The organism is Hydrogenophaga sp. L76, from assembly GCF_057654755.1.
Map to the genome: position 1 here is coordinate 3,306,801 of NZ_CM172807.1, position 14,630 is coordinate 3,321,430.

General features: G+C 68.7%; 14 protein-coding genes. 7 read left to right on the top strand and 7 right to left on the bottom strand.

The window, feature by feature from the left end:
• The first annotated feature begins 113 nt into the window (after positions 1-113).
• From AC23D4_RS16020 to AC23D4_RS16030, 3 genes are read left to right on the top strand one after another with little or no spacing between them, the layout of a single operon-like run.
• Positions 114-854, top strand: coding sequence for an endonuclease/exonuclease/phosphatase family protein (locus AC23D4_RS16020; RefSeq protein WP_472888307.1), 741 nt, complete (start codon positions 114-116; stop codon positions 852-854).
• Complete coding sequence (clsB, locus tag AC23D4_RS16025; RefSeq protein ID WP_472888213.1) at positions 851-2,059, top strand: cardiolipin synthase ClsB; 1,209 nt, start codon at positions 851-853, stop codon at positions 2,057-2,059. Before AC23D4_RS16020 ends, clsB begins: the two co-directional genes overlap by 4 nt.
• Positions 2,056-3,018: a lysylphosphatidylglycerol synthase domain-containing protein gene (locus AC23D4_RS16030; RefSeq protein ID WP_472888212.1), complete on the top strand. Its 963-nt coding sequence runs from the start codon at positions 2,056-2,058 to the stop codon at positions 3,016-3,018. The genes clsB and AC23D4_RS16030 overlap by 4 nt, the downstream gene beginning before the upstream one ends.
• Here AC23D4_RS16030 and AC23D4_RS16035 read toward each other — a convergent pair.
• Positions 3,015-3,869, bottom strand: coding sequence for a M48 family metallopeptidase (locus AC23D4_RS16035; protein ID WP_472888211.1), 855 nt, complete (start codon positions 3,867-3,869; stop codon positions 3,015-3,017). The genes AC23D4_RS16030 and AC23D4_RS16035 overlap by 4 nt on opposite strands.
• A 47-nt stretch (positions 3,870-3,916) precedes the next feature.
• On the opposite strand from AC23D4_RS16035, the gene AC23D4_RS16040 reads away from it, so the two are divergent.
• Positions 3,917-5,323 carry an AmpG family muropeptide MFS transporter gene (locus AC23D4_RS16040; protein ID WP_472888210.1) on the top strand — a complete coding sequence of 469 codons (1,407 nt, stop codon included), beginning with the start codon at positions 3,917-3,919 and terminating at the stop codon, positions 5,321-5,323.
• On the opposite strand, the gene AC23D4_RS16045 is transcribed toward AC23D4_RS16040, so the two are convergent.
• The gene (locus AC23D4_RS16045) at positions 5,289-6,857 is read right to left on the bottom strand and encodes a class I adenylate-forming enzyme family protein (protein WP_472888209.1); all 1,569 of its coding nucleotides are present in this window, start codon (positions 6,855-6,857) and stop codon (positions 5,289-5,291) included. The genes AC23D4_RS16040 and AC23D4_RS16045 overlap by 35 nt on opposite strands.
• An 89-nt stretch (positions 6,858-6,946) precedes the next feature.
• On the opposite strand from AC23D4_RS16045, the gene AC23D4_RS16050 reads away from it, so the two are divergent.
• Both AC23D4_RS16050 and AC23D4_RS16055 read left to right on the top strand, forming a co-directional pair.
• Positions 6,947-7,678 carry a response regulator gene (locus tag AC23D4_RS16050; RefSeq protein ID WP_472888208.1) on the top strand — a complete coding sequence of 244 codons (732 nt, stop codon included), beginning with the start codon at positions 6,947-6,949 and terminating at the stop codon, positions 7,676-7,678.
• Positions 7,679-7,797: 119 nt separating this feature from the next.
• Positions 7,798-9,078 carry a sensor histidine kinase gene (locus AC23D4_RS16055; protein ID WP_472888207.1) on the top strand — a complete coding sequence of 427 codons (1,281 nt, stop codon included), beginning with the start codon at positions 7,798-7,800 and terminating at the stop codon, positions 9,076-9,078.
• A gap of 326 nt (positions 9,079-9,404) precedes the next feature.
• On the opposite strand, the gene AC23D4_RS16060 is transcribed toward AC23D4_RS16055, so the two are convergent.
• The 5 genes from AC23D4_RS16060 to radA all read right to left on the bottom strand — a co-directional run bounded on the left by AC23D4_RS16060 (position 9,405) and on the right by radA (position 13,423).
• Positions 9,405-10,235 (bottom strand): glycosyltransferase, encoded by an 831-nt coding sequence (locus AC23D4_RS16060; protein WP_472888206.1) that lies wholly within the window; start codon positions 10,233-10,235, stop codon positions 9,405-9,407.
• Positions 10,236-10,239: 4 nt separating this feature from the next.
• Positions 10,240-10,449 (bottom strand): zinc-finger domain-containing protein, encoded by a 210-nt coding sequence (locus AC23D4_RS16065; protein ID WP_472888205.1) that lies wholly within the window; start codon positions 10,447-10,449, stop codon positions 10,240-10,242.
• Positions 10,450-10,566: 117 nt separating this feature from the next.
• Positions 10,567-11,505 carry a branched-chain amino acid transaminase gene (locus AC23D4_RS16070; protein ID WP_472888204.1) on the bottom strand — a complete coding sequence of 313 codons (939 nt, stop codon included), beginning with the start codon at positions 11,503-11,505 and terminating at the stop codon, positions 10,567-10,569.
• Between the two features lie 58 nt (positions 11,506-11,563).
• A complete protein-coding gene (locus AC23D4_RS16075) occupies positions 11,564-11,980 on the bottom strand; it encodes a glycerate kinase (RefSeq protein WP_472888203.1) in 417 nt (138 codons plus the stop codon).
• Between the two features lie 66 nt (positions 11,981-12,046).
• Positions 12,047-13,423: a DNA repair protein RadA gene (radA, locus tag AC23D4_RS16080; protein ID WP_472888202.1), complete on the bottom strand. Its 1,377-nt coding sequence runs from the start codon at positions 13,421-13,423 to the stop codon at positions 12,047-12,049.
• Positions 13,424-13,490: 67 nt separating this feature from the next.
• Between radA and AC23D4_RS16085 the strand changes: the two genes are divergently transcribed.
• A complete protein-coding gene (locus AC23D4_RS16085; RefSeq protein WP_472888201.1) occupies positions 13,491-14,630 on the top strand; it encodes a hypothetical protein in 1,140 nt (379 codons plus the stop codon).

Consider the following 14,630-nt stretch of genomic DNA (forward strand, 5'->3'; position numbering starts at 1 on the left):
GTTGAAAACGTCTGTTCGATGACGCACAGTCGTGCGGTGCCCGACCGGCCAAGATGGAGCATGGCCCGGCCCTTCCGGGCCGCCCCCATTCACCCGTGCCCGAGAACATGAGCATCCTCCCGGCTTCGCGGTACCTGCGCGTGCTGACCGTCAACATCCACAAGGGCTACAGCGCCTTCAACCGCCGCTCCGTGCTGCACGGCCTGCGCGAGGCGGTGCGCGCCGTGGGCAGCGACCTGGTGTTCCTGCAGGAGGTCGAAGGCGGGTCCGGGGCCGCGAGCGCGCAATACGAGTTCCTGGCCGACCAGATCTGGTCCGACCACGCCTACGGTCGCAACGCGGTGGCCGAGGGACTGGACCACGGCAACGCGGTGCTCTCCCGCTTCCCGGTGCTGCACAGTGCCAACCACGACATCTCGCTGCCCGGCGTCGAGCCGCGCGGCCTGCTGCACTGCGTGCTGGCCATGCCCGACGGCCTGCCCGATCTGCAGGTGATGTGTGTGCACCTGGGGCTGAGGGAGTCGCACCGGCACCACCAGCTGGAGCGCCTGTGCGACACGGTGCAACGTGAGGTGCCGGCCGACGCGCCGCTGATCGTCGCCGGCGACTTCAACGACTGGCGTTCGCGCGCCGACGCCAGCCTGAATCCCTGCGGGCTCACCGAGGTGTTCCGCCACCACCTGGGTGCGCACGCGCGCAGCTTTCCGGCGGGCTTTCCGCTGCTGCGGCTCGACCGCATCTACGTTCGCGGCGTGGCCGCGGCCACGCCGCTGCCGCTGCCGCTTCGGCCCTGGTCCCGGCTGTCCGACCACGCGCCGCTGGCCGCCGGCATCGATCTGCAGGAGGCGCCATGAACTCGCACTGGGTGCCGGGCAACCGCATCACGCTGCTGGAGAACGGCGAGGCCTATTTCCCGCGGGTGTTCGAAGCCATCGCCGCGGCCGAACACGAGGTGCTGCTCGAAACCTTCATCCTGTTCGACGACAAGGTCGGGCGCGAACTGCAGCAGGCGCTGCTGCGCGCGGCGGGGCGCGGCGCCGTGGTGCACGTGCTGGTTGATGGCTGGGGCTCGCCCGACCTGCCGCCGTCGTTCACGCAGCCGCTGCTCGATGCGGGCGTGCGGCTGCGCAGTTTCGAGCCGGCCCAGCGCCTGCTGGGCGCGCGCATCAACATGCTGCGGCGCATGCACCACAAGCTGGTGGTGGTGGACGGCCGGTGGGCCTTTGTCGGCGGCATCAACTACTCGCTGGACCACCTGGCCGAGTTCGGGCCGCTGGCCAAGCAGGATTACGCGGTCGAGGTCGAGGGCCCGCTGGTGGGTCAGATCCAGGCCTTCTGCCGCGCCAACCTGGACACGCCACAACCCGCGCGCCATGACTGGCTGCAGCGCTGGCGCGCGATCCGCACCTGGGGCGGTGCGCTGGAGGAAGTCGGCGACGGCGCGGTGGCCGCCTTCGTCACGCGCGACAACCGCGAGCACCGCACCGACATCGAGCGCCACTACCGCGTTGCGGTGCGCAGCGCGCACGAACGCGTGCTGATCGCCAACGCCTATTTTTTTCCAGGCTACCGGTTCCTGCGCGACCTGCGCCACGCGGCGCGCCGCGGCGTTCGGGTCGACCTGATCCTGCAGGGCTGGCCCGACCAGCCCTGGGTGCAGAAGGCCTCGGCGCTGCTGTATGGCCACCTGATGCGCGCCGGGGTGAATGTCTACGAGTATCTTGAGCGCCCGCTGCACGCCAAGGTGGCGGTGGTCGATGACCTGTGGGCCACTGTCGGATCGAGCAACCTCGACCCGACCAGCCTCAGCCTGAACCTGGAGGCCAACGTGGTGGTGCGCGACGCCGCGTTCGCCCGGCATCTGAGCGGGCGTCTTGATCAAATGATGCGGCACGGGTGCCAGCGCGTGCAGCTGCCGACACCAGGGCGGCTGCGCTCGGCCTGGATCGCGCTGCGCAGTCTGGTGGTGTTCCACGTCCTGCGCCGCTACCCGACCTGGGCCCGGCTCACCGGCATGAGCGCGCCGCAGGTGGTTCCCATGCGGACCGACTCGGCATGAAGCCCTGGGCCCGCACCACCTGGTCGTGGTTCAAGCGGGTGGCTCCTTGGGCGCTGGCGGCGCTGGTGCTCACACTGGTGGTGCGGCAGGCCCGCACGGTGGACTGGCCCGCGGTCTGGCAGGCGCTGCAGCAGATGCCGCCTGGTCGGCTGGCGGCGGCGGCCGGCCTGGCGCTGCTCAGCCATGGCCTGTACGCCAGCTTCGACCTGATCGGGCGCCGGCTCACGGGCCACCGGCTGTCCACGCTGCGAACGCTCGGCACCGCCGCCATCAGCTACGCCTTCAACCTCAACGCCGGCGCGCTGGTGGGCGGCTTCGCCCTGCGGCTGCGGCTGTACACGCGCCGGGGTCTCTCCGCGTCCACGGTGGCGCAGATCATTGCGCACAGCATGGCGACCAACTGGCTGGGTTATTTGTGGGTGGGCGGTGCGGTGCTGCTGTGGGCGCCGCCCCGCCTGAGCGCCGGCTGGGCGCTGCCGGACCCGGCCCTGCGCGCCATCGGGCTGGCGATGGTGCTGGCGGCGCTGGCCTACCCGGTGCTGTGCCACTTCACGGGCCCGCGTCGGCTGGCCTGGCGTGGCCGCTCGCTGGCGTTGGCCAGCGTCCCCATGGCGGTGTTGCAGCTGGTGGCGGGTGGCGCGAGCTGGCTGCTGATCGGCGCCACCGTCTGGAGCCTGTTCGGGGGCCGCATCGACTATCCCACCGTGCTCGGTGCCCTGCTGCTGGCGGCGCTGGCCGGTGTGCTGACGCACGTGCCGGCGGGCCTGGGTGTGCTGGAAGCGGTGTTCGTGGCCACGCTCGGCTCGCGCCTGCCGGTGGCCGAGGTGCTCGCCACGGTGCTGGCCTACCGCGCCACCTACTACCTGTTGCCGCTGGCGCTGGCACTGCCCGCCTACGCGCTGAGCGAGGCGGCTGCGCGGCACCAGACCGTTGCGGCCGGGACGCCGGACCGGCACTAACCTCGTCGCGCCCGCTCGTACAGCGCCTGCACCTTGGGCACGTTCGCCTGCAGCTCCCGGATGCGGTTCGGTCCGTTCGGGTGGGTCGAGAGGAAGGCCGGGCCGCCACCCTTGTTGGCCGCCGCCATCTTCTGCCAGAGGCTCACGCTGGCCTGGGGCTGAAACGCGCCGCGGGCGGCCAGTTCCAGGCCCACCAGATCGGCCTCGGTCTCATCTTCGCGGCTGAACTTGAGCGTGAGCAGTTGCGCGCTCAGGTCGGCGGCGACGGAGCCCAGGTTGCCCAGGCCCAGCAGCTCGGCGCCCAGGCGCAGGCCGAGGTTGGTGGCGCTGCTTTTGGCCAGGCGTTCCCGTGCGTGTTCGCGCAGCGCATGGGCCATTTCGTGGCCCATGATCATGGCGGCTTCGTCGTCGCTCAGCTTGAGCTGGCTCAGGATGCCGGTGTAGAAGGCGATCTTGCCGCCGGGCAGGCAGAAGGCGTTGATCTGGTCGCTGTGGATCAGGATCACCTCCCAGCGCCAGTCCCTGGCGCGCGGGTTCCAGGCGGCGGTGTGCGGAATGATGCGCTTGGCGATGGCGTGCAGCCGCCGGGTCTGCGGGTGGTTGGCGGGCAGCAGGGCGTTTTGCTGCTTCGCTTCCTGCACGGTCTGCACGAATTGCTGGCGGCCGGCCTGTTCGATCTGGTCGGCGGGCACGAGCTTGCGCAGGCTGGACGCTTTGCCCACATCGACCTGCGCCGCTGCGGGCCAGGCCGCCGCTGCCGCGCCCGCGAGCACGAAGGCGCGGCGCGCCTGCCAGGGGCCGCGCTGCGGAGCAGGGGCGGAAGGCGTCTTGAGGTCGCAGAGAAAACACATGGGTCAATAATAGGCAAAGCCCCCGCCGGGCGCACCGACCTGCTGCAATGACCGAGAACGCCGTCACGCCTTCGCCCACCGAGGCCACAGCCCGCCCCACCTGGGGCGAGACCCTGCGGGCCTACCTGGAGCCCGCCAGCCTGCGCATGTTCGCGCTCGGTTTCTCGGCCGGCTTGCCGTTGCTGCTGGTGCTGGGCACGCTGAGCTTTCGCCTGCGCGAGGCGGGGCTGGACCGCACGACCATCGGTTACCTGAGCTGGGTCGGTCTGGCCTACGGGTTCAAGTGGTGCTGGTCGCCGCTGGTGGACCGGTTGCCGATCCCGCTGCTCACGCGCTGGCTTGGGCGGCGGCGCAGCTGGTTGCTGCTGTCGCAAGGGGCGATCATGGCGGCGCTGGTGGGCATGGCGCTCTCGGACCCGCGCACCGGGCTGAACGTGGTGGTGTGGTGCGCGCTGGCGGTGGCGTTTGCCTCGGCCACGCAGGACATCGCGCTGGACGCGTACCGCATCGAGTCCGCCGACACGCGGCACCAGGGCGTGCTCGCCGCCACGTACCAGACGGGCTACCGGCTGGCGATGATCTGGGCGGGGGCGGGGGTGTTGTGGCTGGCGGCGCGGGCCGAGGTGGCACCGGTGGCGCAGGCCTTGGCGGCCGTGGCTGACGCCGCCAAGCCCGCGCCGGGGTCGCTGTACCAGAACGCGGCCTGGACCACGGCCTACCTCGTCATGGCCGCGAGCATGCTGGTGGGTGTCGTGACGGTGCTGTTTTCGCGCGAACCGGTCCAGCTCGCCGTGCCGCCCTCGCGCAATGCGGCCGAGTGGTTTCGGGGCGCTTTCGTCGAGCCGTTCGCCGACTTCCTCCAGCGCTACGGCAAGCAGGCCCTGCTGATCCTCGCGCTGATCGGCGTCTACCGCATCAGTGATGTGGTGATGGGCATCATGGCCAACCCGTTTTACGTGGACATGGGCTACACCAAGGACGAGGTGGCGGCGGTGACCAAGATCTACGGCGTGATCATGACCCTGGTGGGGGCCTTCATCGGCGGCGCGCTGTCGCTGCGCTGGGGTGTGATGCGGGTGCTGATGCTGGGCGCCATCCTGTCGGCGGCGAGCAACCTGCTGTTCGCCTGGCTCGCCGGTCATGGCCACGACGTGACGGCGCTGATCGCCGTGATCTCGGCCGACAACCTGAGTGCGGGCGTGGCCTCGGCCGCGTTCATCGCCTACCTATCCAGCCTGACCAACGTCACCTACTCGGCCACGCAGTACGCGCTGTTCAGCTCCATGATGCTGCTCGCGCCCAAGTGGCTGGCGGGCTATTCGGGGGCCTTCGTCGACGCCTACGACTACCCGACCTTCTTCACGGCGACGGCTTTTCTCGGTGTGCCGGTGTTGTTGCTGGTCTGGCTCGCCACGCGCCTCATTCCGCTGCCGGAGCGTTCAGCAGCGCCTTGAGCGCCGCTTTCTGCACCTTGCCCAGAGCGGTCTTGGGCAGGGCGTCCACCCGCAGCCAGCGGCGTGGCCATTTGTAGCGCGCCAGGCGCCCTTCGAGAAAGTGCTGGAACGGCTCGGCCCAACCGTCGCCCACCGGCGCACCGGGCTGCAGCACCAGCACCGCGACCGCCACCTCGCCCCAGCGCGCGTCGGCCTGGCCGATCACGCTGCATTCGACCACCAGCGGGTGCTGCAGCAGCAGGTTTTCGATCTCGGCCGGGTAGATGTTCTCGCCGCCGGAAATGATCATGTCCTTGGACCGGCCGACCACGGTGAAGCTGCCGTCGGCCGCCTGTTGCGCCAGGTCGCCGCTGTGGAAGAAGCCCTGGACGTCGCAGGCGGCGCGGTCGGGCCAGTAGCGCTGCACCACGTTCGGCGCGCGCAGGCAGATCTCGCCCACTTCGCCAGGCGCCACCACAGCGCCCAGGGGGTCGCGCAGCACCACCTCGACACCGGGGGCCGGCCAGCCGCAGGAGCCGGCATGGTCCTGGGCGTTTTCGGCTGGCAGGGCGATCGAGAACGGGCCGGTTTCGGTGCTGCCGTAGACGTTGCAGACCGGCACGCCGCGCGCATGAAACGCGGCCAGCGGTGCGGGCGGCAGCAGGCTGGAGCCGGCCCAGACCGCGCGCAGGCTGGACAGGTCGGTGCCGGTCCACTGCGGGTGTTCGGTCAGGGCCTTGAGCGTGGCGGGCACCTGGAGGGTGAGGGTGGGGCGTTCATTCGCGATGCACTCCAGCGTGGCCGCGGCGTCGAAGCGCGAATAGAGCAGCACGCGCGCGCCGACCGACAGCGCCGGCAGCGTCTGGAGGCACAGGCCACCGACATGGAAGAGTGGTAGCACGGTGAGCACGGTGTCGCTCGCCGTCAGACCCTGGACCTCGGCGGCGATGGCCATGTTGGCCAGCAGGTTGCCCTGGGTATGCACCGCGGCTTTGGGGGCGCCCGTGGTGCCCGAGGTGTAGACCAGCAGCACCGGTTGGTCGTGTGCGTCGTCAGGCCCGGAATCGTTCGCGCTCGGTGCGCCGGCTCGGGTGGGGACCTGGGCCAGTTGCCCGGAGGGGATGCGGCACATGCCGGCCGGTGCCGGACCCGGCAGCGCTTCTGCGGCCGGTGCGAAGTGGGCATCGTGGACCAGCAGCCTGGGCTGGCAGTCGGCCAGCACGGCAGCCCACTCGGCTGGTGCGAGCCGGTGGTTCAGCGGCACCAGCAGCGCGCCCAGTCGCGCCAGCGCCAACAGCAGCACGATCTGCAGCGGGTGGTTCAGTCCCAGCCAGGCAATCCGGTCACCGGCCTGCACACCTTGCTGCGTCTGCAACTGCCCGGCGACGGCGACCACCCACGACGCCAGATCCGCATAGCGGATGTCGGGGCCCGCGGGTGACCCGGGATCGCGAGCGCCCAGCGCGATGGCTTCGGGGCGTTCGTGCGCCAGGCGCTGCAGCAGGGCGTCCAGTGACCGGGCAGGCAGGGGCAGGGGGTTCTCGGGCGGGGCCATTTACCGAACTTTACGCGAGCGGCGCACGCGGTTGACCCGCGCGCGCGAAGATGGCTGACAACCGGATCCTGACCGCTACACTGAATGCCATGACCTCCCCGACGCCTACCCGCCTCCTGATGATCGAAGACGATGCCCGGCTGGCCCAGATGGTCACCGACTACCTGGGCCAGTCGGGCTTTGCGGTCACGCACGCGCCCGACGGCGAGCAAGGGCTTGAACATCTGATGTTGCTGCAGCCCGAGCTGGTGATCCTGGACCTGATGATGCCCGGCATGGACGGGCTGGAGGTCTGTCGCCGCATCCGCGCCTTGCCCAACGAGAACGCGCGCGTGCCCGTGCTCATGCTCACCGCCAAAGGCGATCCGATGGACCGCATCATCGGGCTGGAACTGGGTGCCGACGACTACCTGCCCAAACCGTTCGAGCCGCGCGAACTGCTCGCGCGCATCCGCGCCGTGCTGCGCCGCCGGGGGGAGCCGGGCAGCGCTGCATCCGCCACGCGCAGTGCACCCGCGCTGCGCTTTGGCTCACTGGAGATCGACCGCGATGCGCGCACGGTGCAGGTCGCGGGACAGGTGTGTGAACTCACGTCCTACCAGTTCGACCTGCTGGTGGCGATGGCCGAGCGCGCCGGGCGCGTGCTCACGCGCGACCAGATCATGGAGGCCGTGCGTGGCCGCGAGCTCGAAGCGTTCGACCGCAGCATCGACGTGCACATCGGTCGCATCCGCACCGCCATCGAGGTCGACAGCAAAGACCCCAAGCGCATCCTGACGGTGCGCGGCGTGGGCTATGTGTTTGCCAAGCAGCAGGACTAGATGATGCCCCCCTGCGCCGCTTTGCGGCTTCTCCCCAGGGGGACAACGCTGGCGGCCCGGCGAAGCCGGTTCCACGGTGTTCCCGCTGAATGCACAGCCCGTGTCGCGGAGGTGCGCTCATGAAAAGCCTCTGGGGCCAGCGGCTGTACCTGCGCATCTGGCTCGCTGTGGTGGCGGCCGTGGCGGTGCTGACGCTGGTGGTGGGCTGGCTCTGGCAGATGGCGCTGGATCGGGACCGCGAGGAGCGCGATGCCCGCGTGGCGCGCGAGATCATCTTGCGCAACGGGGCCGGTGAGGAGATGGGGCGGTCGCCCGCCAAGGCGGTGCGCATACCGGGTCAGGGGCTGGAATTCCAGGTGGAGATGAAGGACGGCCAGACGCTGTACGTCCTGCTGCCGCGTGCCAACCGCCCGCCTGGCAGCTTGCCGTCACGGCGCAGCCTGTTCGGCTTGCAGTCGCCCTTTGGTTTCGCCTGGCTGCTGGGGCTGGTGGCGCTGGCGGTGGCGCTGGGGGCGTACCCCATCGTGCGCCGACTGACCAAACGACTGGAAATCCTGCAAAAAGGCGTGGAGCGCTGGGGTCAGGGCGACCTGAGCACGCGCCTGCCCGTGCAGGGCCAGGACGAAGTGGCGTTTCTGGCGGCGCGGTTCAACGCCGCGGCCGAGCGCGTGCAGACCTTGCTGCTCTCCCACAAAGCCTTGCTGGCCAACGCTTCGCACGAGTTGCGTTCGCCGCTGGCGCGCATCCGCATGGGGCTGGAGCTGCTGGGGCATGACCGTGCCGGGTCCAGTCAGCGCGCCGAGATCGCGCGCAGCATCGAGGAGTTGGACCAGCTGATCGACGAGATCCTGCTGGCCAGCCGGCTGGAGGCGCGTGATGCCAACGATGCTTCAACCCTGGGGCCGACAGAGGAAGTTGATCTGGTGGGCCTGGCGGCCGAGGAGTGCGCCCGCACCGGTGCCGATCTGGAGATCGCGCCCGGTGGGTCGTCGCTGCTGGTGCAAGGCCATCCGAGGCTTTTGCGCCGCTTGTTGCGCAACCTGCTGGAAAATGCGCGGCGCTATGGCCGCCCGGTCTCTGGCGCAGATGCCGATCCGGGGGAACCGCAGGTGCGCCTGACGCTGTCGCAGCGGTCCGGCTCGGGATCCCGGGCGTCGACGACGGGTGCTTCCGGTGTGGCGGTCTTGTGGGTGGACGACCGGGGTCCAGGGGTGCCGACCGAGTTGCAGGCGCGCATTTTCGAGCCGTTCTACCGCCTGCCAGGCGCCAGCGAGAAAGAAGGCGGCGTGGGTTTGGGGCTGTCACTCGTCAAGTCCATCGCCGAGCGCCACCGGGGTTTGGTGCGTTGTGAATCCCGTCCAGGTGGCGGCGCGCGCTTCGTGGTTGAACTGCCACTGTGAGCGTCAGCCGGGTTTTCATGCGCCAAGGCTCCATCGAGGACCGTATGGCCCGTGTTTTTGGCGAAAAGGTGGGCGATTTTCCAACAAAACGGGCCGATGCTCCCCCAAATGGGGGATGTTTGAAACCCATGTGGCAGCGCACAATAAACCCTGTTGCTGTCACAACATTTCGAAAAAGCAGATCCGGCAAACTCCATACGTTGTTCCAAGCGTTTGAAACTGGTCTCCCAACGACGTCCTTCCAAGGACTTTCAAAGCCACCGCAAGGTGGCTTTTTTTTGTCTGTCTGACCCGTCTGGCAAAGGGGGTGTCAGGAAGTTGGGTGGCTACAGGCGGTCGATGCCCTGGTCCGAGAGGGTCTTGCCGGCCTTGCGCGAATGCAGGGCTGTCTCCTTGTTCTTTTCCTTGCCGGCCGGGTCGGCATAGTCCCGTTCGTGCTCCAGGTGCAGCACCGGCGCGGTGTACCGCAGGTGTCGGCCCCGGATGCCGGCGTTGTTCAGACGGAATCCGAGTTCGATGTCTTCGGCGCCGTAGCCGAAGTTCTCGTCAAAGCCGTTCACCTTGATCAGGTTGATGCGCCAGGTGGAGCTGTTGCCGCCGTTCCAGGTTTTGCTGACCGGGGTCAGGCTTTCGGCCAGACCCGACATCCACGCCGGGTAGAGCCCGGCTTTCAGCCGGTTGCTGAGACTGTCCAGGGCCTGGTGTGCGGACAGCCACTGCGGCGTGAACACTTCGCCGGATTCGATCTGGTCCCTGGCGACGGCGTTGCTCGTGGGTGCATCCAGGCGAATCACGCCGCCGGTACAGAAGCGACCCGGTTTGCTCAGTGTGAGGTGGCGTTCGACAAACACCCGCCCAGGCACGCAGTCGCCATCCAGAAAGATCAGGTATTCCGCTGTCGAGCTGGCAATGGCTTTGTTCAGGATGCGGTTCTTCCGGAAGCCATGGTCTGCGTGCCAGATGTGGCGAAGCCGCGGACCAAACGCCTCGGCCCATGCGTTCACCAGATCCCGGGTGGCTTGCCCGGAGCCGTCGTCGGCAATGCAGAGCTTGAAGTTGGCGATGGATTGGTGTCGCAGGGCACACAAGGCCAGATCCAGCGCGTGGGGGTTGTTGTAGGTTGAGACAACAAGCTCGACGCTGCCTGGCCTTGCCATGGATTCAGTGCCGGTGCGCCAACTGCTCGTTGGCGCCGAGCCGGTAGACGGAGCCGCAATACGGGCAGCGCGCTTCGCCGGTCTTGGCCACATCCAGGTACACCTTGGGGTGGCTGTTCCAGAGCTTCATGTCGGCCTTGGGGCTGGGGCAGAAGATGCCGCCTTGGTGGTTCAGGTCCGCGGCGGCCAGTTCGATGGTGGATGACGTGCTCATGGGGTGTTTCAAGTTCGGTGGGAATGCCAGGGATCTGTCCAGTGGCACCGCGGAACGGGCTTTGCCCGGCCGCTGGTGCCGCCCCCTGGGGGGTGACGCCGCAGGCGGCGCGGGGGGTCAAACCCTGGCCAGCCAGTGGGCGTACTTGTCGTTGCGGCCGTTGACGATGTCAAAGAACGCGCTCTGGATCTTTTCGGTGACCGGGCCGCGGCTGCCGGCGCCGAGCTCGATGCGATCCAGCTCGCGGATCGGGGTCACTTCGGCGGCGGTGCCGGTGAAGAAGGCCTCGTCGGCGATGTAGACCTCGTCGCGGGTGATGCGCTTCTGCACGATCTCCAGGCCCAGGTCCTTGGCGATGTGGAACACGGTGTTGCGCGTGATGCCGTTGAGCGCGCCGGCCGAGAGGTCGGGCGTGTAGATCACGCCGTTCTTCACCACGAAGATGTTCTCGCCCGCGCCTTCGCTCACGAAGCCCGAGCTGTCGAGCAGCAGGGCTTCGTCGTAGCCCTCGTCGGTCACTTCCATGTTGGCCAGGATGGAGTTGGTGTAGTTGCTCACCGCCTTGGCCTGCGTCATGGTGATGTTGACGTGGTGGCGGGTGTAGCTGCTGGTCTTGACGCGGATGCCGCGCTGCAGGCCCTCTTCGCCCAGGTAGGCACCCCAGGACCAGGCTGCCACCATCAGGTGGATGGTGTTGCCCTTGGGGCTGACACCCAGTTTCTTGTCGCCGATCCAGGTGAGCGGGCGGATGTAGGCGCTATCCAGCTTGTTTTCGCGCACCACAGCCTTCTGGGCTTCATTCACTTCTTCCCTGGTGAAAGGCAGTTTCATGCGCAGGATTTTGGCGCTGTTGAACAGGCGCTCGGTGTGTTCTTCCAGGCGGAAGATCGCCGTGCCGTTGGCCGTGTTGTAGGCGCGCACGCCTTCAAAGGCGCCACAGCCGTAGTGCAGGGTGTGGGTCAGCACGTGGATCTTGGCGTCGCGCCAGTCGACCATCTGGCCGTCCATCCAGATCTTGCCATCGCGGTCGGACATCGAGGGAACTACGGGGCTCATGCATTCGTCCTTTGGAAATGAGGGGGCGGCCCGGGGCCAGGCCTGCCAACCGGCAATTTTACGGCGCCGGGTCCGTGGCCTGGTCGGTCGCCAGGCGGTCCAGGGTCCAGCTCTGCAGCCGGCCGCGCTGGAATGTGCCGGTCACCGACGAGGCACTGCCGTCGGTCCAGCGGAACACCTCGGGTTCCTCGCCCTCGACGGACAGGCGCTCTCCGAGCGCGCGCGTCATGGCGATCACATGCATCAGCGTCACGCCGGTCTTGAGTTTTGCGTTGAGCATGACGGCGCTGTCGACCCAGCCGATCGGCCGGTTCGCGGCCCGTTTCATGACCGTCATCAGTCGCGTGAAGTGCAGCAGCAGCCACATGAGCAGGCCGCCCGACACGGCAACCACGCCGGGCCAGCCGTAGCCTCGATACGCCAGATACAGCAGCACAGCGCCGGCCAGGGGCACAACAAGTCTTTGAAAGTTCATGCCCCGGATTGTCGCGGCTGGCGACGGTCGGCTGGCTGCGGACACTGCGTATCTGTCCGCGTCAGGTCAGGCCAGGCTGCGCGCGAGTTCCATCGCCTCTTCAATGCGCTCCACGGCGTGGATGGTCAGGCCCTCGAAGGCCTTGTCGTTTTTCTTCGGCGCGTTGGCCTTGGGCACCACGGCCACGCTGAAGCCCAGCTTGGCGGCCTCCTTCAGCCGATCCTGGCCGCGCGGCGCGGGCCGCACCTCGCCGGCCAGGCCCACCTCGCCAAAGGCAATGAAGCCCTTGGGCAGGGGCTTGCCGCGCAGGCTGCTGGTGATGGCCAGCATCACGGCCAGGTCGGCGGCGGGTTCGCTGATGCGAACGCCGCCGACGGCGTTGACGAAGACGTCCTGGTCCATGCAGGCCACGCCGGCGTGGCGGTGCAGCACGGCCAGCAGCATGGCCAGGCGGTCGCGGTCCAGACCCACGGAGAGGCGCCGTGGCGACGGACCGCCGCTGTCCACCAGCGCCTGGATTTCCACCAGCATCGGCCGCGTGCCTTCCAGCGTCACCATCACGCAGCTGCCGGGCACGGGTTCGGAATGTTGCGAAAGAAAGATTGCGCTCGGGTTGCTCACGCCCTTGAGTCCACGCTCGGTCATCGCGAACACGCCGATCTCGTTCACCGCGCCAAAGCGGTTCTTGATGGCGCGGATCAGGCGGAAGCTCGAATGGGTGTCGCCTTCGAAATACAGCACCGTGTCCACCATGTGTTCCAGCACACGCGGTCCGGCCAGCGCGCCTTCCTTGGTCACGTGGCCCACCAGCACGATGGCCGTGCCGCTGGCCTTGGCCGCACGCGTGAGATGGGCCGCGCACTCGCGCACCTGCGCCACCGAGCCCGGTGCGCTGGTGAGCTGCTCGGAATACACCGTCTGGATCGAGTCGATCACGGCGATGGCGGGCCTCACATGGTCCAGCGTGGCGAGGATCTTCTCCAGCTGGATCTCGGCCAGCACGCTGACCTGCGAACCGTCCAGCCCGAGCCGGCGCGAACGCAGCGCCACCTGGGCGCCACTTTCTTCACCCGTGACGTAGAGCGTCTTCTGGCCGGATCGCTGCAGCGAATCCAGCGCCTGCAGCAGCAGGGTGGACTTGCCGATGCCCGGGTCGCCGCCGATCAGCACCACGCCGCCCTCCACGATGCCGCCGCCCAGCACACGGTCCAGTTCGTCGTGACCGGTGGGCGTGCGCTGCACGTCGGTGGCGTCGATGTCGGCCAGCGTCGTGACCTCGGCCGTCTTCGCCAGTGAGGCGAAGCGGTTCTTCGCCGGAGCGGTGGATTCGGCCACCGATTCGATCAGCGTGTTCCAGGCGTTGCAGTGCGGGCACTTGCCCAGCCACTTGGGGCTGCTGCCGCCGCATTCGTTGCAGGTGTATTGGGTTTTTTCTTTGGCCATGTGGCAGGCAATATAGTCGAGTCCCGCCGGGCTGGCCCCGGCCCCGCCCGCACCCACTGGACCGCTTTTGCCCGACCCCCGCCATCCCTCCCCGCCGCCCGCCGCGGCCTTGCGCGCGCTGCCGCCCGGCGAACAGCCGCTGACGGCCGCCGCGCGGGCCTTCAACCTGCAGCTGACCCGCGTCGACAAGCTCAAGGCGCAGCTCTCCGAACTGGACGCGCTGGGCCAGTCGCACCGCGTGGAGGTGCATCGCTGGGTCGCGCCGCTGCAGCAGCGCCAGCGCCAGCGCATGCGCGAACTGGCCTTGTGGCTGGCGGAGTGCCTGCAGGGCAAGGCCCTGAGCCGATTGCAGCAGGAGACGGCGACCGCAGCCCTGTGCCGGCTGGCGCAGACCCTGGCCGAGGAGGGCGACCGCGCCATGGCCGCGCTGCACGACCAGCACAGCCCGCAGACGCTGGCGCAGAAGAAGCAGGCCGCGGCCGACGCCCTGCGCGAGCGGCTGGAACAGGTGCTGGGCGAACCGCTGGCTGATGCCAGTGAAGACGCGTCGATGGAAGAGCTGTTGCGCGCCGGCATGGCGCGGCTGCGCGAGTCGCAAGGCGAAGAACAGGCGCGCCGCCAGGCGAAGACGAAGGCGCGCAAGGCGCGGCAGAAACCCGGCGCGGAACAGACCCAGGCCCAGGTGCAGCAGGCCGACGCCGAGACACAGCTGCGCACGCTGTTTCGCCAGCTCGCCAGCGCCCTGCACCCGGACCGCGAGACCGACGCTCAGGAGCGCCTGCGCAAGACCGCGCTCATGAGCGAGGCCAACGCCGCCTACGGCCGCAAGGACCTGGTCACGCTGATGCAGATCCAGCTGCGCGCCGAGCTGGCCGACCCGGCCGCCGTGTCGCGCCTGGCCGAAGACAAGCTGGCCGCGCTGACCCTGTTGCTCAAGCAGCAGGTGGCCGGGCTGGAGCGCGAGCGCGCCGCGCGCCAGCAGCGCCTGGCGGGTGAGTTCGACCTGCCGCCGGGCCAGGTGGCCAACCCGAACACGCTGAAACAGCATCTGCTGGCCCAGGTGGCGGCGCTGGAGTCGGCCGTGGCGCAGACCGAGCAGGATCTGGAGCGGGTGCAGGAACCGGCCGGCCTCAAGCGCTGGCTCAACCAGCAGCGCGAAACACCGGGTCGTGCGCGTGCGGACCGCGATCCCGACGACTATTTCTGA

Bases quoted from the DNA above. Each gene is read 5' to 3' on its own strand.
- AC23D4_RS16050 (WP_472888208.1), top strand. From the start codon at position 6,947: ATGACCTCCCCGACGCCTACCCGCCTCCTGATGATCGAAGACGATGCC.
- AC23D4_RS16065 (WP_472888205.1), bottom strand. From the start codon at position 10,449: ATGAGCACGTCATCCACCATCGAACTGGCCGCCGCGGACCTGAACCAC.
- AC23D4_RS16075 (WP_472888203.1), bottom strand. From the start codon at position 11,980: ATGAACTTTCAAAGACTTGTTGTGCCCCTGGCCGGCGCTGTGCTGCTG.
- AC23D4_RS16035 (WP_472888211.1), bottom strand. From the start codon at position 3,869: ATGTGTTTTCTCTGCGACCTCAAGACGCCTTCCGCCCCTGCTCCGCAG.
- radA (WP_472888202.1), bottom strand. From the start codon at position 13,423: ATGGCCAAAGAAAAAACCCAATACACCTGCAACGAATGCGGCGGCAGC.
- AC23D4_RS16070 (WP_472888204.1), bottom strand. From the start codon at position 11,505: ATGAGCCCCGTAGTTCCCTCGATGTCCGACCGCGATGGCAAGATCTGG.
- clsB (WP_472888213.1), top strand. From the start codon at position 851: ATGAACTCGCACTGGGTGCCGGGCAACCGCATCACGCTGCTGGAGAAC.
- AC23D4_RS16040 (WP_472888210.1), top strand. From the start codon at position 3,917: ATGACCGAGAACGCCGTCACGCCTTCGCCCACCGAGGCCACAGCCCGC.
- AC23D4_RS16045 (WP_472888209.1), bottom strand. From the start codon at position 6,857: ATGGCCCCGCCCGAGAACCCCCTGCCCCTGCCTGCCCGGTCACTGGAC.
- AC23D4_RS16055 (WP_472888207.1), top strand. From the start codon at position 7,798: ATGAAAAGCCTCTGGGGCCAGCGGCTGTACCTGCGCATCTGGCTCGCT.
- AC23D4_RS16060 (WP_472888206.1), bottom strand. From the start codon at position 10,235: ATGGCAAGGCCAGGCAGCGTCGAGCTTGTTGTCTCAACCTACAACAAC.
- AC23D4_RS16030 (WP_472888212.1), top strand. From the start codon at position 2,056: ATGAAGCCCTGGGCCCGCACCACCTGGTCGTGGTTCAAGCGGGTGGCT.